Genomic DNA, 23,464 nt, shown 5'->3' on the forward strand with positions numbered 1-23,464 from the left:
CCTCCAAAATTTATTTTCTTGTCAGCAGACATACGCACTCAACGTGGTGCGTCATCGGGAACAGGTCGAAGGCGCGCAGCGAGACCAGCCGGTAGCCGTGCTCGGCGAAGATCGCGACGTCGCGGGCCAGCGCGGCGGGGTCGCAGGCGACATAGGCGACCGCGCGCGGGGCGCGGGCGACGACCTGCTCGACCACGGCCCGCTTGGCGCCGACCCGGGGCGGGTCGAGCACGACCAGGTCGACGGTGTCCCACTCGTCGCCGAGGCCTGCCGGGCCGCCGGCGAGCACCTCGCCGACGTCACCGGGACTTACCGTGACCTCGGGACAGTTCGCCGCGGCCAGCCGGGAGGCTGCCGGGTCGCCCTCCACCGAGGCGACCCGACCGTCGGGCCCCACGGCGTCGGCGAGGAAACGGGTGAACAGCCCGACCCCGGCGTACAGGTCCAGCACCGACTCCCCCGGCTGCGGCGCCAGCGCTTCGAGCACCGCGCCCACCAGCGCCTCGGGAGCACCGGGGTGCACCTGCCAGAAGCCGCCGGCCGCAACCTGGAAGGTGTGCCCGCGCACGTCGTACGACGGCGCGCCGGGTGCCTCCAACAGGCACTCGTCGACCTCGACGACCTCGTGCGAGCGGTGCTTGCGCATCCCGCGGCCACCGTCGGGCAGCGGCACGTACCGCTGCCGGGTGCGCCAGCGCAGCCCGTCGACGTCGCCGGGCACCGCCTCGACCTCGACCGCGACGTCGAGGCCGGCCAGCCGGCGCAGCTGCTCGGCGACGACGGCGGCCTTGAGCGCGCGCTGCGCGGGCAGCGCCACGTGCTGGAAGTCGCAGCCGCCGCACAGGCCGGGGCCGGCGTAGCGGCACGGCGGGGTGACCCGGTCGGGTGAGGCCTCGAGGACCTCGACCGCGTCGCCGCGCCAGAACCGGTCGCCGTCGGTGCCCTCGGTGATCTCCACGATCACCCGCTCCCCGGGCAGGGCGTGGCGCACGAAGATCACCCGTGACTCCGCGCGGGCGACGAAGTGGCCGCCGTGCGCGACCGGGCCGACCTCGACCTCGAAGCGCCGGCCCACGGCGGAGGCTCCGCGTTCCTGCCGCGGCCGGTTGTGGCGGGCCTGGCTGCCGCGGCCGGTCCGGCGCCGGTCGGGACGGGAGCGCGCGGAGCGCCGGTCGGGTGAAGGCGTGGGGCTCATGGCTGCGGCTTCCGGCCCGAGCGCTCCGCCACGCGTCCGCGGCGCAGGTCGCCGGGGCGCACCCGGGACTCCTCGCGCTCCCCGCGCTCACGCGCGATCTCGGAGGAGCGCAGCTGGAACGGCACCGAGATCACCATGACGCCGGGGCTGAACAGCAGCCGGCCCTTGAGCCGCAGCGCGGTCTGGTTGTGCAGCAGCTGCTCCCACCAGCGCCCGACGACGTACTCGGGGATGTAGACCGCGACCACCCCGCGCGGGTTGGCCCGGCGGATCGCGGCGGCGTACTCCACGATCGGCTTGACCACCTCGCGGTACGGCGAGTGCAGCACCCGCAGCGGGACGCCGGTGTTGCGCTGGTCCCACTCGGCGAGCAGCCGGTCGGTCTCGGCGTCGTCGACGGAGACGTAGACGCCCTCGAGCGCGTTGGGCCGGGTCGCCTTCGCGAACGCCAGTGCGCGCAGGGTCGGCTTGTGCAGCTTGGAGACCAGGACGATGGCGTGCACCCGGGTGGGGAGCACCTTGTCCTCCTCGTCGGCGGCGAGCTCGGCCTCCACGCTCTCGTAGTGGGCGCGGATGGCGCGCATGACCGTGAAGAAGAGAGCCATCGCCAACACCGTGATCCAGGCGCCCTGGGTGAACTTGGTGAGGAGCACGACGACGAGGACGACGGCGGTGAAGCCCAGCCCGATCGCGTTGATCACCCGGGCGCGCACCATCCGGCGCCGTTGGGCCGGGTCGCGCTCGGTCTGCAGCGCGCGTGTCCAGTGCCGGATCATCCCGAGCTGGCTGAGGTTGAACGAGACGAACACACCGACGATGTAGAGCTGGATGAGCCGCGTGGTCTGGGCGTCGAAGATCCAGATCAGCGCGATCGCCATCACCGCGAGGAACACGATGCCGTTGCTGTAGGCGAGCCGGTCGCCGCGTGCGCCCAGCGCCCGGGGCGCGAGGCCGTCCTTGGCCAGGATCGAGCCGAGCACCGGGAAGCCGTTGAACGCGGTGTTGGCGGCGAGCACCAGGATGATCCCGGTGACCGTGACGGTGAAGTAGAAGCCGGGGCTGAAGTCGTGGAACACCGCCCGCGCGATCTGCGCGATCACGGTGTGCTGGTCGTAGCCGGGGCCCACCGGCTCGCCGTCGCGGGTGAGCCGGTCCAGGTGGTGCGGGTCGACGTAGCGGATCCCCATCTGCTTGGCCAGCACGATGACGCTGACGATCATCGTGATCGCGATCAGTCCCAGCAGCAGCAGCGTGGTGGCGGCGTTGCGGCTCTTCGGGCGCCGGAAGGCGGGCACGCCGTTGGAGATCGCCTCCACCCCGGTCAGCGCGGCACACCCCGAGGAGAAGGCTCGGGCCAGCAGGATCATCAGCCCGAAGGTGGTCAGCGGCTCGTCCCAGCCGGGCTCGGGGGTGATGTCGAGGTCGGCGCTCTCCACCTGCGGCAGCGTGCCGAAGGCGAGCTCGACGAAGCCGAAGCCGCACATCACGAAGATCGCGAACATGAACAGGTACGTCGGCACGGCGAACACACGACCCGACTCCCGGATCCCGCGAAGGTTCACCGCCATCAGCAGCACCACCGCGACGGTGGCGACGGTCACCTCGTGGTGCTGCAGCGCGGGGATCGCGGCCGCGGCGTACTGCGACCCCGAGGAGATCGACACCGCCACCGTCAGCACGTAGTCGACCAGCAGCGCGCTGCCCACCGTGATCCCGGCGTTGCGACCGAGGTTGACCTTCGCCACCTCGTAGTCGCCGCCGCCCGAGGGGTAGGCGTGCACCGTCTGGCGGTACGACGCGATGACCGCGGCCATCACCAGGGCGACGGCGATCGCGATCTTCCAGGACCACACGTACTGCGTGACACCGGCGACCGCGAGCATGATGAAGACCTCGTCGGGGGCGTAGGCCACCGAGGAGAGCGCGTCGCTGGCGAAGACCGGCAACGCGATGCGCTTCGGGAGCAACGTCTCCCCCAGCTGAGCGCTGCGGAGCTTGCGGCCCAGCAGGATGCGCTTGGAGACATCGCCGACACCCACGAGCGACAACGGTAGGGCATGCGCGGTGCTATAGCGTGCTCACCGTGCACGTCGTGATCATGGGATGTGGCCGCGTCGGCTCGACCCTGGCCCGGAGCCTCGAGGACCGTAACCACACGGTCTCCATCATCGACTCCGAACCAGACTCCTTCCGGCGCCTGGGCCCGGGGTTCAACGGGGACAAGATCCCCGGCATCGGCTTCGACCAGGAGGTGCTGGAGAAGGCCGGGATCCGTCGGGCGGACGCCTTCGCCGCCGTCTCCAGCGGTGACAACTCCAACATCATCGCCGCGCGGGTCGCCCGGGAGACCTTCGGCATCGCCCAGGTCGTCGCCCGCATCTACGACCCCGGCCGCGCCGAGGTCTACCAGCGCCTCGGGATCACCACGGTGGCCACCGTCAAGTGGACCGCCGACCAGGTGCTGCGCCGCATCCTGCCCGCCGGTGCGGAGCCGGACTTCCGCGACCCCTCGGGCACCATCCGCGTCGAGCACGTGCTGACCCCCGAGAGCTGGGTCGGCGCCCGCGTCGGCCAGCTGCAGGAGGAGGGCCGGCTGCGGGTGGCGTGGATCGACCGTCTCGGCGAGGGGATGCTGCCCGACCGCGACAGCGTCATCCAGGAGGGCGACCTGCTCCACCTGGTGACCCACGAGGCGCACGCGGACCACTCCTACCAGGTGCTCAACCACGGACCCGAACGACGGGGACAGTGAGGACGTCATGAGGGTCGCCATCGCCGGAGCAGGTGCCGTGGGTCGCTCGATCGCTCGCGAGCTGATCGAGAACGGCCACGAGGTGCTGCTCATCGACAAGTCCCCCAGCGCGATCCGCCCCGAGCGGGTGCCGGACGCGGAGTGGCTGCTGGCCGACTCCTGCGAGCTCTCCTCGCTGGAGGAGGCGCGCCTGGACCGCTGCGACGTCGTCATCGCCGCCACCGGCGACGACAAGGCCAACCTGGTCACGTCGCTGCTGGCCAAGACCGAGTTCGGTGTGCCGCGCACGGTGGGCCGGGTGAACCACCCGAACAACGAGTGGTTGTTCACCGAGGCGTGGGGGGTCGACGTCAACGTCTCGACCCCGCGGATCATGTCGGCGCTCGTCGAGGAGGCCGTCACCGTGGGTGACCTCGTCCGGCTGTTCACCTTCCGCCAGGGCAACGCCAACCTGGTGGAGATGACGATGCCGGCCGACTCGCCGTACGTGGGCAAGCCCTCGGGGCTGATCCCGCTGCCGGACAACTGTGCGCTGGTCACCATCCTGCGCGACGGGCAGGTGTACGTGCCGACAGCCGAGCAACCGGTGGAGTCCGGCGACGAGCTGCTGTTCGTGGTGCCCGCCGAGGCAGAGGACGAGCTCGAGCAGCTGCTCGCGCCCTCCACGCACCCTGCGAAGCCGCACCCCCCGAAGACGCACTGAGGCGCCGCCCAGGCGGCACGCACCGCTCAGGCGGGACGGGGCCCGGCGGGCTCCTCCGGGTCGGCCTCACGGGCGTCCAGGGCCTCCAGCGGGGTCGCGTTGCGCGCCAGCAGCCAGATCATCGCCGACCACGAGCCGATCCGGAGCACCCAGCCCAGCCCGGTGCGCAGCACCAAGATCAGCACGACCGCGAAATCGGGGTCGATGACGTCGTTGCGCCCCAGCAGCCACACCGGCCCTTGGAGCAGCACGCCGATCGCGCCGGGGGCCAGCATCACCCAGGTCAGCCGGCTGCACAGCCGCACCACCTGCCGGTCGTCGTGCCAGGCGGTGGGGTCGCCGGTGACGCCGCCGAGCATGAACCCGAGCATGGGCCAGCCCGCCAGGCAGCTGGCGCCCAGCACGATGGTGTAGCCGAGGCTGATCAAGATCCCGGGCAGGAAGAACGCCAGCGCCTGGTCGCTCTCCGAGCCTCCCGAGCTCTCCGCCCAGCGCACGAACACCCAGCCGATGCCGATCCCGAAGATCGCGTTGAGCACGAACTGGGTGGTGCTGCGCTGCACGAGACGCAGCAGCAGCGCGGCGCCGGCGACCACGAGGCTCGCGACCAGCGCCCACTGCAGCTCCTTGGTGCTCAGCCACAGCACCGTGAACACGATGCCGGGCACCCCCGCCTCGAGCATGCCGCGCCGCCCGCCCAGGGCGGTGGCGAGCTGGTGGCGCACCAGCGCCTCGACGGTCTCGACCCCGACGGGTGCCGCCGCGGTGGGCTCGGTGGACTCGGTCGGGTCGGGGCGATCGCTCACAGCAGCTCGTATCTGGGGTTGTAGAGCACCCGGACGCCGTCGTGCATGCCGATGCGTCCGGACACCTCGATGCCGCGGCCCGGGCCGATGCCGGCGATCCGCCGGCGTCCGAGCCAGATCACGGTGACGGTGCCGGTGCCGTCGTACAGCTCCGCCTCGAGGGCGGGGACGCCGCCGCGGGGACGGAGGGTGACGGTGCGCAGGGTCCCGCGCAGCCGGACCTTCTCGCGGTCGGGCGCCTCGGCGACCGTGACCACGCCGGCCCCGGTGTAGGTCTTGCGCAGGTCGCGCGCCTCGGCCTCCTCAGAGCTCGCCCACCGGCTGATCGTGCGCCGCAAGCGGCTCTTGGTCCCCATGGCTCAGCTCTCGGGTGCTGCCTTCGGGCGCGCGCCCTCGGGCAGCGAGAGCGGCAGCTGCTCACCGACCGGCATCGCGTGGTTGCCGCGGCGCACCGCGAGCCGGGCCACCGCGTCCTCCCACTCGCCCGCGTCCTCCGGCGAGCGCGCGGGCTCGCCCAGGTACGTCGCGCGCAGCAGCCAGCGGGGGCCGTTGATGCCGACCACCCGCGAGGTCTGCACCCCGGTGGTGCCGTCGGCGCGGGCGACCCGCACCTCGCACACCAGCTCGGTGCCGTAGGCACCCTCGCGCTCGGTGGCGGTGCCTCCGCGGCGGGCGGTGTCGGCCGCGATCTGGGGGCGGATCTCTGACCACAGGTCGCCGTTGCGAGGCGCGGCGAAGGCACGCAGCTCGACCGCTCCCTCGTCGTTGGCCAGCAGCACCGCCTTGACCTCGCCGGACGCCTCGTCGACCTGCATCCGCAGCTCGCGGTCCGCGACGGGCGCGATCAGCAGCGAGCCCAGGTCGACCCGGTCGACACCGTCGTCAGGCACGTCGTCGGCGTCGTACGGTCCACGCGGCGCCTCGGTCTCCGCGCCCTCCTCGGACGTGTCGATGGTCGAGCCATCGGCGACTGCGTCGGCAGCCTTGCGCCGCAACCTCACTGTGAACTCCTCATCGGGGTGATCGTCGGGGATCCGGGTGCGACCTTGACGTTCTCAGGCACCGAAGCCCCCGGTAGAACCGTAGCCGCCACTGCCACGCACGCTCTCGGGAAGGGCGTCCACGGGCTCGAACCGGGCCCGCTCGACGCGCTGCACGACGAGCTGGGCGACCCGGTCCCCGCGCTTGAGCACGATCGGCTCAGCCGGGTCCAGGTTGATCAGCAGGACCTTGATCTCTCCCCGGTAGCCCGCATCCACGGTACCCGGGGTGTTCACGATCGACAGCCCGTGCCGCGCGGCGAGCCCGGAGCGTGGATGCACCAGCCCCACGTAGCCCAGCGGCAGCGCGATCGCGACCCCGGTCGGCACCAGGGCCCGCTCGCCGGGGGCGAGGGTCACGTCGACGGTGGTGAGCAGGTCCGCCCCGGCGTCGCCCGGGTGTGCGTAGGCGGGCATCGGCAGGTCCGGGTCGAGCCGGCGCACCGCCACCACCAGGTCCTCGGCCGCCGCGGGCGCCACCTCGCTGGTGGTGGGGTTGTTGCTGGGCACGTCGTGGTCGTTGGTCACGGTCGACGACCCTAACGATCGCGCCCTGGAGGCCGGATGGGATCATCGAGGCGTGAACACGACGGCGTCAGCGGGCTACCACGAGCGGCTTCGGGTGCCGCTGCGCTGGTGGGCGCAGGGCACCATGCTGATCGCCACCCTCTGGTTGACGCTGATCGTGGCCCTGATCGGCAGCTCGGCGGCCTGGGTGGCGTGGGGGGCCACGGCAGCGGCGATGATCCTGCTCGCCGCCTTCCTGAGGATCTACGGCGACGCGAAGATCGTGGTGCGCGACGGCTGGTTCCGCGCCGGGCGGGCCTCGATCGAGCTGCGCCACGTCGGCACCGTCGAGGCCCTCGACGCCGAGCAGACCCGGCTGGTGTCGGGTCGCGACGCCGACGTGCGCGCCTACCTGCTGCTGCGCCCCTACCTGAAGAAGTCCGTGCGGGTGCAGATCACTGACCCGGCCGACCCGGCGCCGTACTGGTTGGTGAGCTCGCGACACCCCCAGGCCCTGGCGGACGCCCTGAGCGCCGCGGTCCGCGACACCGCCGGTCGGCGCCCGGAGCAGCCGACCTCCTGATCGCGACCTGATCGCGACCTGATCGCGACCTGATCGCACGGGGGCGACCCCTGTCCGGAGCGCTGCGCGTCAGGAACCGGCGCAGGCCGGTGTGCGCGGCCCAGTAGGCTCCCGGCCATGGCAGAGGACAGCTCAAAGGCATGGTCGGTGCTCTCGGTGGTGGCAGCGCTCGGCGCGGCCGCCGTGGCCCGCAAGGGGATCGACACCGGCTGGAAGGTGGCCACCGGCAAGGAGCCGCCGGCGAACCCCGCCGACCCGGACGTGGCGTTGCGTGAGGCCGTCGCCTGGGCCGCGGTGAGCGGCACCCTGGTGGCCCTGGCCCGCATGTTCGCCCAGCGTCGCGCGGCGCGCTACTACGTACGCTCCACCGGCCACCTGCCCCCGCCGCTGCGCAAGAGCTGAGAAACCCCGCCAGACGCACGAGAGCCCGCCCGTCGAGAACGACGGGCGGGCTCTTCTCGTGCCGCTCACGAGCGACGCGCGGAGACGGGATTCCTAGGGATCCCGCATACCTCACGTCGGGTAGATCACGCCGCTTCCTACAAATCGAGTAGGTCAGGCGGGTCTGTCACGCCGAACGACTCACTCCGAGCGGATCAGGCGCAGTCGTGGCAGATCATGGCCTTGGGGTCCGCGAGCTGGCTGCGGTGGTGGACCAGGAAGCAGCTCATGCAGGTGAACTCGTCGTCCTGCTTGGGCTTGACCTCCACGGCCAGCTCCTCGTGGGACAGGTCCGCACCGGGGAGCTCGAAGGACTCCGCCGCCTCAGTCTCGTCCTCGTCGACCTTCCCGGAGTTCTTGTCGTGGCGGCGCGCCTTGAGCTCCTCGATGGACTCCTCAGACTGCTCGTCCTCGTTCTTGCGCGGTGCGTCGTAGTCGGTCGCCATGACGGTCTCTCTTCCCTCGTCGAGCCGGGCCAGCGCACTGGGGCGTGCGGGCTGGCGCGGCAGATTGTGCACCATCGCCCCCTCGATCGCGACAGCCGGGGCGATGCGAGTGGACAACGCTAGGCCGCCGATGGCTATTCCCGAAGCAGGCCTGCGCTGCGCACCGCTGCGAGCAGCTCGTCGAACCCGTGATCGGGGGCACACAGAACGGCTTCGCGGCCCGCGGCGCCCACGGTGAGCAGGGTGCGCGCACCCGCCGCACGGGCGATGAGGGCGCCGGCGGCGTGGTCCCACACGTGCACCCCCTCCTCGACGTAGCCGTCGAGGGAACCCGCCGCCACCCGGCACAGGTCCAGCGCGCACGACCCGGACCGACGGATGTCGCGGATCGCCGGCAGCAGCCGCGCCACGGCGGCGGCCTGCACGCTGCGCACCTCCTGGGTGTAGTTGAACCCGGTGGCGACGAGCCGGTGCGCCAGCGGCGCCGGCCCCCGGACCTGGATCACGGCGCCACCGCGGGTCGCCCGGCCGCCGGTCGGCGACGTCGGGTCGAGGTGGGCGGCGTAGACGAGGTCGCGCTCCACGTCGAGCACGACGCCGGCGACGACCTCGCCGTCGAGCTCGGCGGCGATCGAGACCGCGTGGTCACCGAGCCCGTAGAGGAAGTTCACGGTGCCGTCGATGGGGTCGACGATCCAGCGCACCCCGGTGGTGCCGGCCACGTCGTCCCCCTCCTCGCCGAGGATCGCGTCGTCGGGACGCACGGCGAGCAGGCGGGAGCGGATCAGCTCCTCGCACGCGCGGTCCGCCGCGGTGACCACGTCGATGTCGCTGGACTTGGTGGCCGCGACCGAGACCACCCCGGCGGCGTGCTCGCGCACCAGCGCACCGGCCTCCAGCGCCACGGCGCGGGCCAGGTCGACCAGCTCGGTGGGGGAAGGCCGCTCGCTCACTGCTGCAGCGCGTTCGCCGAGCCCTGCTCACGGCGCGGCAGGCAGCACCCCGTGGGGCAGCGGTCCGCCACGGGCGGCAGACTGCCGAGCGCGGGCCGCTCCACCGGCTCGCCGCGCTCGGCGGCGGCACGCTCGAGCACCAGCTCGCGCAGCGCGGCCACGAACGCCGGGTGGGTGCTCGCCGAGGCCGAGCGGCGAGCGGTGAGTCCGAGCCTCTCCGCCGTCGCCATCGCCTCGGTGTCCAGGTCGAAGGCGACCTCCATGTGGTCGGAGACGAACCCGACGGGGACCATGACGACCGCCTGGCGCCGGCCGGTGCGCTCCTGCTCGTCGGCCAGCTCGGCGAGCCGGTCGTTGACGTCAGGCTCCAGCCACGGCGTGCGCGGCGAGCCGGAGCGCGAGCAGAACACCAGCTCGCGCTCGTGTGCGACGCCGGTGGCCTCCTGCACCGCGTCCGCGACCACGCCCACGACGTCGAGGTGCTGGGCCAGGTAGGCGCCGCCGTCGGGACCGGACTCGTCGTTCATCGCGGTCGGGATCGAGTGGGTGACGAAGACCAGCCGGGCGTCGTCGCGCACCTCGGCCGGCAGGTCCGCGAGCGCGTCGAGGACCCCGTCGACGCTGGCCTGCACGAAGCCGGGGTGGTGGTAGTAGGCGCGGATCTTGTCCAGCCGCGGCGCGACGAGGCCGTCGGGGACGGCGGCGACAGCCGCCTCGAGGTTGTCGCGGTACTGCCGACAGCTCGACCACGAGGAGTACGCCGAGGTGACCAGGCAGGCGGCGCGTCGTACGCCGTCGCGGGCCATCTGGGCGACCACGTCGTCGAGGTAGGGGTCCCAGTTGCGGTTGCCCCAGTAGATCGGCAGGTCGATGCCGTGCGCCTCGAGGTCGGCGGAGAGCGCGGCGATGAGCGCGCGGTTCTGGTCGTTGATCGGCGAGCGGCCACCGAAGAGGTAGTAGTGCTCCCCCACCACCTCCAGCCGCTCCCGCGGGATGCCCCGCCCGCGGGTCACGTTCTCCAGGAACGGCACCACGTCCTCGGGCCGCTCGGGTCCCCCGAAGGAGACCAGCAGCACCGCGTCGTAGGGATCGGTCGGGCGGACGGTCTCCGGATTCGGCACACCACCATCGTAGGGAGGAAGATCCAACCGCCATGCTCGACGCCTACCGCCGCATCTTCACCCCGGCCACCGCCCTGTTCTCGCTGACCGGGCTGGTCGCCCGGCTGCCCATCTCGATGGTCGGTCTGGGGATCGTGCTGCTGGCCGAGCACACGACGGGGTCCTACGGGTTCGCCGGCGCGGTGTCCGCGGTGGCCGTCCTGTTCAACGCCCTCTTCGCCATCCCCCAAGGCAGGTTGCTCGACCGGCTGGGCCAGAGCCGGGTGCTGCCGGCCGTGATCAGCCTGTGGGGCGTCGCGCTCTCCCTCGGCATGCTGTCGCTGCACGAGGGGTGGCCCACGTGGACCACCTTCGTGCTCGCGGCGGTGGCGGGAGCCTCGCTGCCCTCGGTCGGCACGTGCGTGCGTGCCCGGTGGTCCTACACGCTCGCCGAGCGGCCCGAGCGGCTGCACACCGCGTTCTCCTTCGAGGCGGTCGCCGACGAGGCGGTCTTCCTCGTCGGTCCCATCGCGGTCACGTTGCTGGCCACCGCCGTGCACCCGCTGGCCGGTCTGGGCTTCGCCCTCGTCACCGGCGTGGTCGGGACGTTCGCGTTCGCCGCGCAGCGCCGTACCGAGCCTCCGGCCAACCCGCCACGCGAGGTCGGCTCCGTGCGCCCGCCGATGCCCTGGGGCGCGATCCTCCCGCTGACGGTCGTCTCCGCCGCCCTCGGCGTGCTGTTCGGCGCGGCCGAGGTGGTCACGGTGGCGTTCGCCGACGAGCAGGGGCAGAAGTCCGCGGCCGGGTTCCTGCTGGCGATCTGGGCGCTGGGCAGCCTGCTCGCCGGCATCGTCTCCGGAGCGGTGGCGTGGCGTCGCGGCCCTCTGGTGCGGCTGCGGATCGGCGCGCTGGGCATGCTGGTGGCGATGCTGCCGCTGAGCCTGGTGCCCTCGGTGCCCGTGATGGCCTTCGTGCTGCTGATCGGCGGGCTGGCCATCTCCCCCACCCTGATCGCGACGATGTCCCTGGCCGAGCAGGTGCTGCCGCCGACGCGGCTGACCGAGGGCATGGCCTTCATCCAGACCGGGCTCGCGGCCGGCATCGCGCCCGGTGCCGCGGTCGCGGGCCTGATCATCGACCACGCCGGCGCCTCCCCTGCCTACCTGGTCAGCGCCGCCGGCGGCATCCTGGTCCTCCTCGGCGCCCTGGCAGTGCGCCTACCCACTACGGTCACCCCGCATGAGCGACCCGCGACCGCACACCTGGCGTAACTGGTCGGGCCTGGAGACCGCGAGCGGGCTCGAGGCCGTCCGCCCGGCAGATGCCGAGGAGGTCGCCGCGCTGGTGCGCACGGCGGCCGAGACCGGCCGCAGCGTGAAGGCCGCCGGCACCGGGCACAGCTTCACCGCGATCGCCGCTCCCCGCGACCTGCACCTGCTGCCGGACCGGATGCGCGGCATCGTCGCCGTCGACCGCGAGGCGATGACGGTCACGGTCCGCGCCGGCACCCAGCTGAAGGTCCTCAACGCCGAGCTGGAGCGCCTGGGGCTGAGCCTGCACAACATGGGCGACATCGCCGAGCAGACGCTGGCCGGTGCCGTGTCCACCGGCACCCACGGCACCGGCGGGCGCGCCGCCGGGCTGGCAGCGCAGGTCGTCGGGCTGGAGCTGGTCACCGGCACCGGTGAGGTGCTGCACCTCGACGCGCACGAGAACCCCGACCTGCTGGACCTGGTCCGCGTCGGGCTCGGCGCGCTGGGGGTGATCGTCACCCTCACCTTCGCGGTCGAGCCGCTCTTCGCGCTGCGCGCCGAGGAAAGGCCGATGTCGTGGGACGCCGCGCTCGGCGGCTTCGACGAGCTCGTCGCCGCGCACGACCACGTCGACATGTACTGGTTCCCGCACACCACCCGGCTGCTGGCCAAGTGCAACACCCGGCTGGGCACCGACCTGTCCTCGATCGCCCCGCTGCCCGCGTGGCGGCGCCGCCTGGACGACGACCTGCTGTCCAACACCGCCTTCGGCGCCCTGACCGCGGCCCTCAACCGGGTGCCGCAGGCCACCGGGCCCGCGAACCGGGTCGCGGCCCGGCTGCTGGGTCCGCGCACCTACAGCGACGTGGCCCACCGGGTGTTCATCACCGAGCGTCGCGTGGTCTTCCGCGAGATGGAGTACGCCGTGCCCCGCGAGGCCGGGTTGACGGCGCTGGCCGAGTGCCGCACCGCCCTGGAGCGCTCCGGGCTGCGGGTCTCGTTCCCGGTGGAGATCCGGGTGGCGCCCGCGGACACCCCCGCCCTGTCCACGGCCTCAGGACGCGACTCGTTCTACCTGGCGTTCCACACCCACCGCGACGCCGACCACACCGCGTACTTCGCGCTGATGGAGCCGATCCTGCGCGCGCACGGCGGCCGGCCGCACTGGGGCAAGCTGCACACCCAGGACGCAGCCGACCTGGCCGCGCTCTATCCCCGCTTCGCCGCGTTCGTCGCCCTGCGCGAGCGGCTCGACCCCCAGCGGGTGTTCGCCAACGCCTACCTCGACCGGGTGCTCGGCGCATGAGGACGGGCGCATGAGGACGGGCGCATGAGGACGGGCGCGGGTGCACGGGTGGTCGTGGAGCCGGACGCCGCGTGTCCATGCGGTGCACCGGCGACGTACGCCGCGTGCTGCGCTAAGTTCCACTCCGGCGAGCAGCTGCCCGCCACCGCCGAGGAGCTGATGCGCTCCCGGTTCGCCGCCTTCGTCGTGGGCGACGCCGACTACCTGCTCGCCACCTGGCACCCCGCCACCCGGCCCGAGGACCTCGACCTCGACGACGACGTGCGCTGGCTGCGCCTGGAGGTGCTGGCCACCGAGGGCGGTGGGCCCGGCGAGCGCCGCGGCGTGGTGGAGTTCCGCGCCCACCACGAGCACGCCGGCAGGCCGGGTGTGCTGCACGAGGTGAGCCGGTTCCGCCACGACGGCGGGCGCTGGCTCTACGTCCGCGGCCGGGCGGAGTGGTCGTGAGCGCAGAGAACCAGCGCGCCGCGCACCTCCTCCGCGACCGCGACGTGGCACCGCGCACCGAGGGCCGACCGGTCCCGGGTCGAAGAAATGTCGACACGTCGCCACACGCCGCGCCCGCAACGCCATCCGTGGCCCCTGCGGGCGTAGGCTCAGGCCCACCGGAGCAGCACCCCGGCACCACCACCGCGGCAGCAGCCTGGCCGCACCGCAGGACCGACCCCGGCGCCACCCCGCCGGGGCCAGCAGGAAGCGACCCGAGGACCACGATGGCGGACGAGACCGAGCAGGCCGCGAGCGGCCCGACCCGGCTCGTCCTCGCCGACGTCGTCACGGACCGGCGCCTGCTGCTGGTGGACGACGAGGGCACGGAGTTCTCCCTCGAGATCACCCCCGACCTCCGCGCCGCCGTGCGCGGTGGTGCTCCGCGCCGATTGGAGATCAACATGAGCAGCAGCATCCGTCCCCGCGAGATCCAGAACCGGATCCGTGCCGGCGAGTCGGCCGAGACCGTCGCCGCCGCCGCGGGCACCACCGTCGAGGCGATCATGGCGTACGTCGGCCCGGTGCTCGCCGAGCGGGAGCACGTGGCCCAGCGCGCCCAGCGCGCCTCCGTGCGTCGTACGCCGGGCGAGTCGACGGCGACCGGGACCCAGACCCGGGCGCTGGGCGACGCGGTCGCGGCGCACCTGCGTGAGCTGGGCGCCGACCCCACGGAGGTCGAGTGGGACGCCTATCGCCGCGAGACCGGGCGTTGGGTGCTGACCGGGACCTTCGCCGCGGCGCAGCGCTCGGGCACCGCGCGGTTCACCTACGACGCGCCCGGCAACTACGTGCTGGCCGACAACGACGACGCCCGCTGGCTGATCGGTGACGCGGTCGCGCCCGTCGCCCGCCCCGAGGCACGCGACGACCTGCGCAGCGCCCGCGAGCGTCGGCTCAACGCGGTCCCGCTCGAGGACGTCGCCGCCCAGACGCCCGCCGTCGAGCCGCCCGTCGCCGAGCCGCCGGCTGCCCAGCCCCCCGCCCAGTCGCCCGCCGCCCAGTCACCCGCCGCCCAGTCACCCGCCGCCCAGTCGGTGGCGCCCGCCGGGCTCGACGAGGAGCTGCCCTTCGCCGACGACCCGCTGCGGGCCACGGCTGCCCCTGCGGCGTCCGAGCAGACGGCCGAGCAGGCCGAGGAAGAGCGGGCCGAGGCCGAGCGGGCCCGGCACCGTCGCGCCGTGCAGAAGAAGCGCGGCCGGGCCTCCGTGCCGAGCTGGGACGAGATCATGTTCGGCGGCGGCGACCAGGGCTGAGCCGACCCCAGCGCCTGTGGATCGGCGCGGCGTGCCGGGTCGCGATCCGGCAGGCTGGCCGCCATGCCCACCGGTCCCGGCCTCCAGCACCCGCTGCCCCCGCTGCTGCACCGGGTGCTGCGCTCGATCGTGGTCGCGCACGCCGTCGAGGAGCCTCGCCGCACATTCCCGCCGGTGCTGCATGTCGGCGTGCCCGGCTCCGGACCGCGCACCTTCGAGGTGCGCGCCGATGAGCGGCTCGACCTCGCGCTGCGCACGGAGGTCGTGGAGGCGATGGCCCGCCCGGACCTCGCCCGCTCGGTGGTGCCGCTGGTCTGGTTGACCCGGATGGCCGAGGGCCCGGACACCGAGGACCTCGCCTGGGCCGCCGCGGTCGGCGCGGCCTCCGGCGAGCTGGGGCGGCGCCTGGAGCTGGTGGTCGTCACCCGCCGCGCCTGGCGGGACCCGCGCTCGGGCTCCGGGCGTCGCTGGACCCGGCTGCGTGCGGGCGAGGCACGCGACGCAGCCAGCTGAGCGACCCGCGACAAGCAGGCCCGCGGTCTCCGCGGCCAGGGTGCTACGACCAGGTGTGCACCGGCTGGTTGTCGTTCATCCGCGCCCGGTACTCCCCCAGCACCTCACGCAGCGCGTCGAAACGGGGCGTGGGATCGAGGTCGCTGAGCTCCACCCCGCGCTCGCGCATCTGCCTCACGAACCAGGAGGCACCGTTGGTCCCGGTGACGCAGCGCTGTTCGATGACGTCGAGGTAGCGGTGCGCCTCCTCGTGCTCGACCCCCCAGGCCGCCAGGCCCTCGTAGGCCAGCGGCAGCAGTCGGCGCACGACGAGCTCGGACGCGCTGACCCGGCCCAGGCGGGGCCAGTAGACCTCGGCGTCGATGCCGTGCTGCGCGGCGGCGTGGAAGTTCTCCTCGGCGGCGCTGAACGACATCTGCGACCACAGCGGCCGCTCGTCCTCGGCCAGCGCCCGCACCAGGCCGAAGTAGAACGCTGCGTTGGCGACCATGTCGACGACCGTCGGTCCGGCGGCCAGCAGCCGGTTCTCGACCCGTAGGTGCGGCAGGCCGCCGCTGACGTCGTACACGGGGCGGTTCCAGCGGTAGATGGTGCCGTTGTGCAGCCGCAGCTCCGAGAGGTTGGGCGTGCCGCCCGCCTCCAGCACCGTGAGCGGGTCCTCCGGGTCGAGGACCGGCAGCAGGGAGGGGAAGTAGCGCACGTTCTCCTCGAAGAGGTCGAACACCGAGGTGATCCACCGCTCTCCGAACCACACGCGCGGACGCACGCCCTGCACCTTCAGCTCCTCGCTGCGGGTGTCGGTGGCCTGCTCGAACAGCGGGATCCGGGTCTCGGCCCACAGCTGGCGGCCCAGCAGGTACGGCGAGTTGGCGCCGACCGCGAGCTGGATGCCGGCGATGGCCTGGGAGGCGTTCCAGTACGACGCGAACCGCTCCGGGCTGACCTGGACGTGCAGCTGGGTGCTGGTGCAGGCCGCCTCCGGCATGATCGTGTCGACCGTCGTGCGCAGCCGCTCCGCGCCCTGGACGTCGATCGTGATGTCCTCGCCGCGGGCCCGCAGGATCTGCTCGCTGAGCAGCGCGTAGCGCGGGTTCTCGCTGATCACCTCCTTGCGCAGGTGCTCGGCGCGCAAGGTGGGCAGGATCCCGATCATCACCTGGTGCGCACCCAGCGCCGCGGCCTTGTTCTCCGCGGCGTTGAGGCTCTCGCGCAGCTGGGTCTCGTAGGACGCCAGGCCGCCGCCGGCCAGCGGCCCGGGCGCCAAGTTCAGCTCGATGTTGAACCGGCCGAGCTCGGTCTGGAAGTCCTCGTTGGCGATCGCGTCCAGCACCTCGGCGTTGCGCAGCGCGGGGTCGCCGGCGTCGTCGACGAGGTTGAGCTCGACCTCCATCCCCGTCCACGGATCGTCGGTGTCGAACGCGGACTCGCGCAGCATCCGCTCGAACACGTCCAGGCACCGCCTGACCTTGTCGCGGTAGCGGGTCCGGTCCGCGGGTGTGAACTCCCGGGCCTCGACGTCGTCACCCATGCCACGACCTTAGTGACCCCTCCCCAGGGGCGGCAGCCCGATCGCCCAGTCGAACCCGCCCTGCCAGACCTCGGGCGGCGCCGCCTCGCTCAGCAGCCGCGCCAGGTGCTCGGCCAGGCCGTATCCCGGCGCGCTCGCGCGGCACCGGTCGACCGCGGCCCAGGCGCGGGCGCCGTCGCCGGCCTGCCAGGCGGCCCACCCCAGCAGGGCGGCCGGCGGCCCGAGGAGGGCGTCCGGGCAGCGCACGACGACCGCCTCCCAGAACCGGACGTGTGCCTCGGCCTCGGCGCGCCGGATCAGCGTCCAGGCCGCGTCGCGCACCCGGGGCACCTGGAGCACCCGCAGCAGCACCGCGAGCTCGTCGACCTCAGGCGGTGCGCCGGCCTCGACGAGCTCGCCGAGGACCGCCTGCACCCAGGTCCCGGCCGCCCGTAGCCCGCGGGGGTCGCGGGGCACGTCGGGGCGCACGGCGCTCTGCCGCTCGACCTCGGCCTGCACGGCCGCGACCGCGGCAGGGTCGGGGCGCAACGAGGCCACCAGATCCTCACGGTCGCGGTGCCGCAGCCGGCCGGCGACGAGCGCCTCGACGACGAACGGGTGCGCGGAGACGTCGTACGGCGTGCCGTCGCCCATCCCGCCCGCCATGCCGTCCCCCGGACCCTCCTCGACCGCCTCGGCCGGGCCGCGGTTCAGCTCCCGGTAGCGGTGACCGTCGGCCACGAGAGCGGTCACGACCCCGATCCGGGCGGCGTCCAGCTCCTCGACCAGCCTCCGGTGGACCGCGCGGGCACCGGCGGCCTCGGCGGTGAAGTAGAGCAGCACCACGTGCCGCACGGCGTGGCGCCGGGCCGGGGCGATGAGCAGGCGGGCGACCTCGTCGAGCACCGCCGGGCTCCGGCACCCGGCGCCCGGGAGGTCGAGGCGGGCGTGGAAGGGACGGCGGGCGCCGAAGGTGAGCATCACGATCGACTCCTCGGGCCAGAAGCCGAGCAGGACGGGGGCGACGGCGAGCAGGTCCTCGGGCGCACGGGCGGTCAGCGTGGTGACGGGGGCATCGGGAGGTGTGGTCATGACCAGAACGCTCGCCGCCGGACCCGACGCCGACGCCGGTGCCGCCCAGCGGGTGTGCACGAGGTCTCCGGCCCGCACCGCTGTGCACGGCTGGTGGACGCACCTGGGGGCGGCGCGGACTAACGTGACGCCGGTGCGCGCCCAGGCCTCGGTCCTCCACCTGGACCTCGACGCCTTCTTCGCCGCGGTCGAGCAGCGCGACAAGCCGTCGTTGCGGGGCAAGCCGGTGGTGGTCGGCGGGGTCGGCGGCCGGGGTGTGGTGGCCACCGCGTCGTACGAGGCGCGCGCCTTCGGGGTGCGCTCGGCGATGTCGACCCGCGAGGCCCGCGCGCGCTGCCCGCACGCGGCGTACCTCTCGGGGCGGTTCGAGGCCTACCGGGCCGCCAGCGAGGCGGTGATGGGCGTGCTGCGCTCCTGCTCGCCGCTGGTGGAGCCGCTGTCGCTCGACGAGGCGTTCGTGGACCTCGAGCAGGCCGACCTGGCCGACCTGGAGGTGCCCACGGTGACGGCCTTCGCCGAGGACCTGCGGCGCCGGGTCCGGGAGGTGACCGGCGGGCTGACCGCCTCGGTGGGCGTGGCCTCCTCGAAGTTCCTGGCCAAGGTCGCCAGCGACCTGCGCAAGCCCGACGGGCTCTTCGTCGTGGCGCCGGGCACCGAGCTCGAGCTGCTGCACCCGATGCACGTCAAGGTGATCCCCGGCGTCGGCCCGGCCACCGTGGAGCGGCTACGCCGCGCAGGCGTGCACACCGTCGCCGACCTCGCCCGGCTCGGCGAGGACGAGCTGGTGCGGGTGCTGGGCCGCGCCCAGGGGCAGTCGCTGTTCCGGCTGGCCCGCGCCCGCGACGACCGGGCGGTGGTGCCCGACCGGGAGGCCAAGTCCGTCAGCGTGGAGGGCACCTACGAGCACGACGTCACCGACCGCGACCAGATGGAGGCGATCATCACCCGCCAGGCCGCCGACGTGGCCCGGCGGCTGCAGGGCGGTGGCCTGTCGGGGCGGACCGTGACGCTGAAGGTCCGGCTCTACGACTTCACCACGCTGAGCCGCTCCTCCACCCTCGACGCCCCCACGGAGAGCCCTGCCGCCATCGCCCGGGTCGCCCGCGGCCTGTTGCGCGACCTCGACACCTCCGGGGGCGTGCGGCTGCTCGGGGTCGGGGTGTCCGGCCTGGCCGACTGGGTGCAGGAGGACCTGTTCGGCACCGACGCCCCGGAGGACGCGGCCGAGAACACCGACAAGGGCGCCGACGAGGACACCGGCCACCACAGCGCCGATGCCCCCGACAGCCTCGAGGGCCCCGCCGCCGAGCAGCAGGCCGCCGCGCAGCAGGCCGCCGAGCACGTGCTGCCCGAGGCCGGCGTCCGCTCCCGGGGCACCCAGTGGTCCCCGGGCCTCGACGTGGTGCACGCCGAGCACGGCCGGGGCTGGGTGTGGGGTGCGGGCCGGGGCGTGGTGACGGTGCGGTTCGAGACCGCGCAGAGCTCTCCGGGACCCGTGCGCTCGTTCCGTGCCGACGACCCCGCGCTGAGCCGGTGGCGTCCACCGGACTCGGAGGAGCCCCAGCAGCCCGGACGGGCCCGGGACCAGTAGCGTCGGGGACATGAGCGCCGAGATGCCCGTCCCCCCGCGCGCCGAGGCGCGTCCGGTCACCACGACCCACCACGGCCGCACCCGCGTCGACGAGTACGACTGGCTGCGGGCCAAGGAGGACCCGGCGGTGCTGGCGCACCTGGAGGCCGAGAACGCCTACACCCAGGCCCGCACCGCCCACCTGGCGAGCCTGCGCGGACGGATCTTCGAGGAGATCAAGTCCCGCACCCTGGAGACCGACCTGTCGGTGCCCACCCGGGTGCGCGGCTACTGGTACTACGGCCGCTCCTTCGAGGGCCGCCAGTACGGCGCCACCTGCCGCGTCGCGGTCGGCGACCCCGACGACTGGACGCCGCCGCAGCCCGCCGCCGACGCCCGCCCGGACCAGCCCGCCCTGCCCGGCGAGGAGGTGCTGCTCGACCTGGACGCCCTCGCCGAGGGCCACGAGTTCTTCTCCCTCGGCGGGTCCTCGGTGAGCCCCGACGACCGGCTGCTGGCGTACGCCACCGACGTCGTCGGCGACGAGCGCTACACGGTGCGGGTGCTGGACCTGAGCACCCGCGAGCTGCTCGACGACGAGCTGACCGGCGTGCTCGGCGGGGTCACCTGGGGCGGCTCGCCCGACCACTTCTACTACACGACCGTCGACGAGGCGTGGCGCCCGGACAAGGTGTGGCGCCACCGCCTCGGCACCGCCCAGGCCGACGACGAGCTGGTCTTCCACGAGCCGGACGAGCGCTACTTCGTCGGCGTGGGCCGCACCCGCAGCCGCCGCTTCGTGATGATCGCCGCGAGCTCCAAGACCACCTCGGAGTTCCACGTCCTGGACGCGAGGGACCCGCACGCCGCGCCGGTCTGCTTCGCCACCCGCACCGACGGCGTGGAGTACTCCCTCGAGCACGCCGTCATCGGCGGCACCGACGCGTTCCTGGTGCTGCACAACGCGGCCGGCCCGGAGTTCGAGCTGGGCCTGGCGCCGGCTGAGCCGACTCCGCTGGAGCAGTGGCGCCCGTTGCTGCCCCACGACGAGTCGGTGCGCCTGGAGGACGTGGACGCCTTCGCCGACCACCTGGTGGTGCAGCAGCGCAGCGAGGGCCGGCCCCGGGTCCGGGTGCTGAGGTTGAGCCATGACCTCGCCGCCCCGATCGCCGCGGACGCCTTCATCGACTTCCCCGGCGAGCTCGCCACCGTAGGAGCCGGCGGCAACCCCGCCTGGGAGCAGCCGACCATCCGGGTCGGCATGACGAGCCTGGCGCGCCCCTCGGCGGTCTACGACCACGACCTGCGCACCGGCGAGCTGGTGCTGCGCAAGCAGGCGCCGGTGCTCGGCGGCTACGACCCCGACGCCTACGAGGAGCACCGGCTGTGGGCCACCTCGGTCGACGGCGTGCAGGTGCCGATCTCGCTGGTGGTGCGCAAGGGCGTCCGTGGGCCCGCGGGCAACGACCCGGTGCCGGTGCACCTGTACGGCTACGGCGCCTACGAGGCCTCCATGGACCCGTACTTCGCCGTCGCGCGACTGTCCCTGCTGGACCGCGGTGGCGCGTTCGCGATCGCGCACGTGCGCGGCGGCGGCGAGATGGGCCGGCACTGGTACGACGACGGCAAGCTCGAGCACAAGCAGCACACCTTCGACGACTTCATCGCCTGCGCCCGCCACCTGGTCGACTCCGGCTGGAGCACCCCGGACCGCATCGTCGCCGAGGGTGCGAGCGCCGGTGGCCTGCTCATCGGCGCCGTCGCCAACCAGGCACCGGAGTCGTTCGGCGGGTTCGTGGCGGGCGTGCCGTTCGTGGACACGCTCACCACGATGCTGGACGCGAGCCTGCCGCTGACCGTGCCGGAGTACGACGAGTGGGGCAACCCCAGCGACGACCCGGCCGCCTACGACCGGATCGCCGGCTACGCGCCGTACGACAACGTCGCCGACCTGCCCTACCCGCCGATCCTGGCCGAGACCTCGCTCAACGACACCCGGGTGCTCTACGTGGAGCCCGCCAAGTGGGTGGCGCGCCTGCGGGAGCGGGCGCCGCAGGCCGACGTGCTGCTGCGCACGGAGATGGCCGCCGGCCACGGCGGCGTGTCGGGCCGCTACCGCGCCTGGGAGGACCGGGCGTTCTCCCTGGCGTGGATCCTGGACCGGCTCGGGCTCGCCGACGTGGAGCCGCTGGGCTGAGCCCAAGTTGAGAAGTCGCTGAGATTAGCCGCCCCAGGCAACTTCTCCCGGCTGCGGATCGTCGGACGGGGTAATCACCGGTGCGGGGAATCCCGGACCTACGGGATGTGTTGCAACCGACATGCGGTCGTCTCCCTGACCGCGACCGCGAAGGAGGGGACGCCACATGGCCACGGCAACCGCGAGGCGCAGCACCGGACGTGAGATCGAGGGACGCGACAGCGTCGGCCTCTACCTCGACGAGATCGCACGCACCCCCCTCCTCGACGCGGCCCGGGAGGTGGAGCTCGCGAAGACCATCGAGGCCGGCCTGTACGCCGAGCACCTGCTCGCCGAGGGTCGCATCGGTCGGCGCAAGGGTGGCGCCCCCAAGCAGGCCTCCCAGGCCGAGCTGGAGTGGATCGCCGAGGAGGGCCGCAAGGCCGTCACCGAGTTCATCAACGCGAACCTGCGGCTCGTGGTGTCCATCGCCCGCAAGTACGGCCGCGCGCAGATGCCGATGCTGGACCTGATCCAGGAGGGCAACACCGGCCTGATCCGCGCGGTCGAGAAGTTCGACTACGCGAAGGGTTACAAGTTCTCGACGTACGCGACGTGGTGGGTGCGCCAGGCGATCACCCGCGGCATCGCGCAGCAGGCCCGCGTGGTGCGGCTGCCCGTGCACGTGGTGGAGGAGCTCAACCAGGTCGGCGGCGCACGCCGTACGCTCGAGCGTCAGCTGGGCCGCGAGCCGGAGCCGGCGGAGATCGCCACCGAGCTCGGCATGGAGATCGAGCGGGTGCTGGACCTGATGGCCTGGGGCCGTGAGCACGTCAGCCTCGACACCCCCATCGACGACGACGGCGACACCTCGCTGGGCGACCTGATGGCGCAGGAGACCACGCCGGGCCCCGACCTGACCGTGCTCGACACCGAGGCACGCGACCGGCTCAACCGGCTGGTGGACCAGCTCGACGAGCGGGCCGCCGACATCATCCGGTCCCGCTACGGTCTGGTCGACGGGCGCCAGCACAAGCTGGCCGACATCGGCGTGAAGCACGGCATCTCCGCGGAGCGGGTGCGCCAGCTGGAGCGGGAGGCGCTGCAGAAGCTGCGCCGCCTCGGCGACCCGGACCTGGCCGCCGGCTCGGCCGCCTGAGTCAGCCTGCGGCAGCGCGCAGGGCGGCGAAGACCTCGCTGGCCCTGCGGCGCAGCTCCTCCAGCGTGCCCGTGTTCTCGATGAGGTGCGTGGCCACCGCGCGCCGCTGCTCGCGGGTCGCCTGAGCCGCGATCCGGGCCAGCGCGTCTTCCTCGCTCATCCCCCGGTCCCGCACCATCCGCTCGACCTGCAGCTCGGTGGGTGCGTCGACGACGACCACGGCGTCGAACTCCCCCGCCCGCCCGGACTCCACCAGCAGCGGGATGTCGTGGACCACGATGGCGTCCGCGGGAGCGGCGGCCTCCCGGGCGGCGTACTCGGCGAACACCAGAGGGTGCACGATCGCCTCCAGCCGCCGGCGCTGCTCGGCGTCGCCGAAGACCAACGCCCCCATCTTGGGCCGGTCCAGCTCGCCGTCGGCGGTGAGCAGCTCGGGACCGAACGCCTCGACGACGGCCGCCAGCCCGGGCGTCCCCTTGGCCACCACGTCACGGGCGATCTTGTCGGCGTCGATCACCACCGCACCCAGCTCGGCCAGGACGGCCGAGACGGTGCTCTTGCCCGAGGCGATCCCGCCGGTCAGTCCCACTCGCATGGCTGGACCCTACTGGCGCAGTGGC

The 23,464-nt window shown here is 73.4% G+C and carries 24 protein-coding genes; 12 read left to right on the forward strand and 12 right to left on the reverse strand.

From position 1 onward, the window contains the following. Window positions 1-10: 10 nt before the first annotated feature. Both KG111_RS10350 and KG111_RS10355 read right to left on the reverse strand, forming a co-directional pair. Window positions 11-1,195: a class I SAM-dependent RNA methyltransferase gene (locus KG111_RS10350; protein ID WP_205291882.1), complete on the reverse strand. Its 1,185-nt coding sequence runs from the start codon at window positions 1,193-1,195 to the stop codon at window positions 11-13. Further along, entirely contained in the window at window positions 1,192-3,234 is a 2,043-nt protein-coding gene (locus tag KG111_RS10355; RefSeq protein WP_205291881.1) for an APC family permease, read from the reverse strand. The genes KG111_RS10350 and KG111_RS10355 overlap by 4 nt, the downstream gene beginning before the upstream one ends. A 44-nt stretch (window positions 3,235-3,278) precedes the next feature. Here KG111_RS10355 and KG111_RS10360 point away from each other — a divergent pair, with 44 nt between their 5' ends. Continuing rightward, window positions 3,279-3,947 (forward strand): potassium channel family protein, encoded by a 669-nt coding sequence (locus tag KG111_RS10360; protein ID WP_205291880.1) that lies wholly within the window; start codon window positions 3,279-3,281, stop codon window positions 3,945-3,947. 7 nt (window positions 3,948-3,954) lie between these two features. Continuing rightward, window positions 3,955-4,650, forward strand: a complete 696-nt coding sequence (locus tag KG111_RS10365; protein WP_205291879.1) for a potassium channel family protein — start codon at window positions 3,955-3,957, stop codon at window positions 4,648-4,650. Window positions 4,651-4,676: 26 nt separating this feature from the next. Here KG111_RS10365 and KG111_RS10370 read toward each other — a convergent pair whose 3' ends face one another. Genes KG111_RS10370 through dut form a run of 4 tightly spaced genes read right to left on the reverse strand, consistent with a single transcriptional unit; the run spans window position 4,677 to window position 6,976 of the window. After that, window positions 4,677-5,456 (reverse strand): DUF3159 domain-containing protein, encoded by a 780-nt coding sequence (locus KG111_RS10370; protein ID WP_249666078.1) that lies wholly within the window; start codon window positions 5,454-5,456, stop codon window positions 4,677-4,679. Next, the gene (locus tag KG111_RS10375) at window positions 5,453-5,812 is read right to left on the reverse strand and encodes an OB-fold nucleic acid binding domain-containing protein (RefSeq protein ID WP_205291878.1); all 360 of its coding nucleotides are present in this window, start codon (window positions 5,810-5,812) and stop codon (window positions 5,453-5,455) included. The genes KG111_RS10370 and KG111_RS10375 overlap by 4 nt, the downstream gene beginning before the upstream one ends. 3 nt (window positions 5,813-5,815) lie before the next feature. Next, entirely contained in the window at window positions 5,816-6,457 is a 642-nt protein-coding gene (locus KG111_RS10380; RefSeq protein WP_205291877.1) for a DUF3710 domain-containing protein, read from the reverse strand. Window positions 6,458-6,511: 54 nt separating this feature from the next. After that, complete coding sequence (dut, locus tag KG111_RS10385) at window positions 6,512-6,976, reverse strand: dUTP diphosphatase (protein ID WP_307820550.1); 465 nt, start codon at window positions 6,974-6,976, stop codon at window positions 6,512-6,514. A 100-nt stretch (window positions 6,977-7,076) separates the two neighbouring features. Here dut and KG111_RS10390 point away from each other — a divergent pair, with 100 nt between their 5' ends. Together KG111_RS10390 and KG111_RS10395 are read left to right on the forward strand one after the other, a co-directional pair. Beyond that, window positions 7,077-7,586, forward strand: a complete 510-nt coding sequence (locus KG111_RS10390; protein ID WP_205291876.1) for a DUF3093 domain-containing protein — start codon at window positions 7,077-7,079, stop codon at window positions 7,584-7,586. Between the two features lie 117 nt (window positions 7,587-7,703). Continuing rightward, entirely contained in the window at window positions 7,704-7,988 is a 285-nt protein-coding gene (locus tag KG111_RS10395; RefSeq protein WP_205291875.1) for a DUF4235 domain-containing protein, read from the forward strand. Between the two features lie 194 nt (window positions 7,989-8,182). Here KG111_RS10395 and KG111_RS10400 read toward each other — a convergent pair whose 3' ends face one another. The 3 genes from KG111_RS10400 to KG111_RS10410 all read right to left on the reverse strand — a co-directional run bounded on the left by KG111_RS10400 (window position 8,183) and on the right by KG111_RS10410 (window position 10,547). Continuing rightward, entirely contained in the window at window positions 8,183-8,473 is a 291-nt protein-coding gene (locus KG111_RS10400) for a DUF4193 domain-containing protein (protein ID WP_205291962.1), read from the reverse strand. 134 nt (window positions 8,474-8,607) lie between these two features. Further along, entirely contained in the window at window positions 8,608-9,426 is an 819-nt protein-coding gene (locus KG111_RS10405) for an inositol monophosphatase family protein (RefSeq protein WP_205291874.1), read from the reverse strand. Continuing rightward, window positions 9,423-10,547 carry a ferrochelatase gene (locus tag KG111_RS10410; RefSeq protein WP_205291873.1) on the reverse strand — a complete coding sequence of 375 codons (1,125 nt, stop codon included), beginning with the start codon at window positions 10,545-10,547 and terminating at the stop codon, window positions 9,423-9,425. Before KG111_RS10410 ends, KG111_RS10405 begins: the two co-directional genes overlap by 4 nt. 32 nt (window positions 10,548-10,579) lie before the next feature. Here KG111_RS10410 and KG111_RS10415 point away from each other — a divergent pair, with 32 nt between their 5' ends. From KG111_RS10415 to KG111_RS10435, 5 genes are all read left to right on the forward strand, one after another. Beyond that, the gene (locus KG111_RS10415) at window positions 10,580-11,797 is read left to right on the forward strand and encodes an MFS transporter (RefSeq protein WP_205291872.1); all 1,218 of its coding nucleotides are present in this window, start codon (window positions 10,580-10,582) and stop codon (window positions 11,795-11,797) included. Further along, window positions 11,766-13,085, forward strand: a complete 1,320-nt coding sequence (locus KG111_RS10420) for a D-arabinono-1,4-lactone oxidase (RefSeq protein ID WP_205291871.1) — start codon at window positions 11,766-11,768, stop codon at window positions 13,083-13,085. Before KG111_RS10415 ends, KG111_RS10420 begins: the two co-directional genes overlap by 32 nt. 24 nt (window positions 13,086-13,109) lie before the next feature. Next, entirely contained in the window at window positions 13,110-13,532 is a 423-nt protein-coding gene (locus tag KG111_RS10425; RefSeq protein WP_205291870.1) for a YchJ family protein, read from the forward strand. A 266-nt stretch (window positions 13,533-13,798) separates the two neighbouring features. Further along, a complete protein-coding gene (sepH, locus tag KG111_RS10430; protein ID WP_205291869.1) occupies window positions 13,799-14,827 on the forward strand; it encodes a septation protein SepH in 1,029 nt (342 codons plus the stop codon). Between the two features lie 63 nt (window positions 14,828-14,890). Further along, window positions 14,891-15,340 (forward strand): hypothetical protein, encoded by a 450-nt coding sequence (locus KG111_RS10435; protein ID WP_205291868.1) that lies wholly within the window; start codon window positions 14,891-14,893, stop codon window positions 15,338-15,340. A gap of 43 nt (window positions 15,341-15,383) precedes the next feature. Here KG111_RS10435 and KG111_RS10440 read toward each other — a convergent pair whose 3' ends face one another. Together KG111_RS10440 and KG111_RS10445 are read right to left on the reverse strand one after the other, a co-directional pair. Then, on the reverse strand, window positions 15,384-16,868 hold the full coding sequence (locus KG111_RS10440) for a glutamate-cysteine ligase family protein (RefSeq protein WP_205291867.1): 1,485 nt from the start codon (window positions 16,866-16,868) through the stop codon (window positions 15,384-15,386). A 9-nt stretch (window positions 16,869-16,877) separates the two neighbouring features. Then, on the reverse strand, window positions 16,878-17,939 hold the full coding sequence (locus KG111_RS10445) for a DUF4192 domain-containing protein (RefSeq protein ID WP_205291866.1): 1,062 nt from the start codon (window positions 17,937-17,939) through the stop codon (window positions 16,878-16,880). A 133-nt stretch (window positions 17,940-18,072) separates the two neighbouring features. Between KG111_RS10445 and KG111_RS10450 the strand changes: the two genes are divergently transcribed. From KG111_RS10450 to KG111_RS10460, 3 genes are all read left to right on the forward strand, one after another. Further along, window positions 18,073-19,530, forward strand: a complete 1,458-nt coding sequence (locus KG111_RS10450; RefSeq protein ID WP_205291961.1) for a DNA polymerase IV — start codon at window positions 18,073-18,075, stop codon at window positions 19,528-19,530. A 10-nt stretch (window positions 19,531-19,540) separates the two neighbouring features. Continuing rightward, window positions 19,541-21,706: a S9 family peptidase gene (locus tag KG111_RS10455; protein ID WP_240195826.1), complete on the forward strand. Its 2,166-nt coding sequence runs from the start codon at window positions 19,541-19,543 to the stop codon at window positions 21,704-21,706. A gap of 166 nt (window positions 21,707-21,872) precedes the next feature. Next, a complete protein-coding gene (locus tag KG111_RS10460) occupies window positions 21,873-22,844 on the forward strand; it encodes a sigma-70 family RNA polymerase sigma factor (protein WP_205291865.1) in 972 nt (323 codons plus the stop codon). Between the two features lies 1 nt (window position 22,845). Here KG111_RS10460 and coaE read toward each other — a convergent pair whose 3' ends face one another. Further along, a complete protein-coding gene (coaE, locus tag KG111_RS10465; protein ID WP_205291864.1) occupies window positions 22,846-23,439 on the reverse strand; it encodes a dephospho-CoA kinase in 594 nt (197 codons plus the stop codon). Window positions 23,440-23,464: the final 25 nt, after the last annotated feature.

The organism is Nocardioides faecalis (assembly GCF_018388425.1).
Classification (GTDB): Bacteria; Actinomycetota; Actinomycetes; order Propionibacteriales; family Nocardioidaceae; genus Nocardioides; species Nocardioides faecalis.

Excerpts from the sequence above, each read along its gene's own strand:
- KG111_RS10435 (WP_205291868.1), top strand. The coding sequence starts at position 14,891 with ATGCCCACCGGTCCCGGCCTCCAGCACCCGCTGCCCCCGCTGCTGCAC.
- KG111_RS10460 (WP_205291865.1), top strand. The coding sequence starts at position 21,873 with ATGGCCACGGCAACCGCGAGGCGCAGCACCGGACGTGAGATCGAGGGA.
- KG111_RS10440 (WP_205291867.1), bottom strand. The coding sequence starts at position 16,868 with ATGGGTGACGACGTCGAGGCCCGGGAGTTCACACCCGCGGACCGGACC.
- KG111_RS10375 (WP_205291878.1), bottom strand. The coding sequence starts at position 5,812 with ATGGGGACCAAGAGCCGCTTGCGGCGCACGATCAGCCGGTGGGCGAGC.
- KG111_RS10400 (WP_205291962.1), bottom strand. The coding sequence starts at position 8,473 with ATGGCGACCGACTACGACGCACCGCGCAAGAACGAGGACGAGCAGTCT.
- coaE (WP_205291864.1), bottom strand. The coding sequence starts at position 23,439 with ATGCGAGTGGGACTGACCGGCGGGATCGCCTCGGGCAAGAGCACCGTC.
- KG111_RS10445 (WP_205291866.1), bottom strand. The coding sequence starts at position 17,939 with ATGACCACACCTCCCGATGCCCCCGTCACCACGCTGACCGCCCGTGCG.
- KG111_RS10395 (WP_205291875.1), top strand. The coding sequence starts at position 7,704 with ATGGCAGAGGACAGCTCAAAGGCATGGTCGGTGCTCTCGGTGGTGGCA.
- KG111_RS10455 (WP_240195826.1), top strand. The coding sequence starts at position 19,541 with ATGAGCGCCGAGATGCCCGTCCCCCCGCGCGCCGAGGCGCGTCCGGTC.
- KG111_RS10425 (WP_205291870.1), top strand. The coding sequence starts at position 13,110 with ATGAGGACGGGCGCGGGTGCACGGGTGGTCGTGGAGCCGGACGCCGCG.
- KG111_RS10420 (WP_205291871.1), top strand. The coding sequence starts at position 11,766 with ATGAGCGACCCGCGACCGCACACCTGGCGTAACTGGTCGGGCCTGGAG.
- sepH (WP_205291869.1), top strand. The coding sequence starts at position 13,799 with ATGGCGGACGAGACCGAGCAGGCCGCGAGCGGCCCGACCCGGCTCGTC.
- KG111_RS10415 (WP_205291872.1), top strand. The coding sequence starts at position 10,580 with ATGCTCGACGCCTACCGCCGCATCTTCACCCCGGCCACCGCCCTGTTC.
- KG111_RS10365 (WP_205291879.1), top strand. The coding sequence starts at position 3,955 with ATGAGGGTCGCCATCGCCGGAGCAGGTGCCGTGGGTCGCTCGATCGCT.
- KG111_RS10350 (WP_205291882.1), bottom strand. The coding sequence starts at position 1,195 with ATGAGCCCCACGCCTTCACCCGACCGGCGCTCCGCGCGCTCCCGTCCC.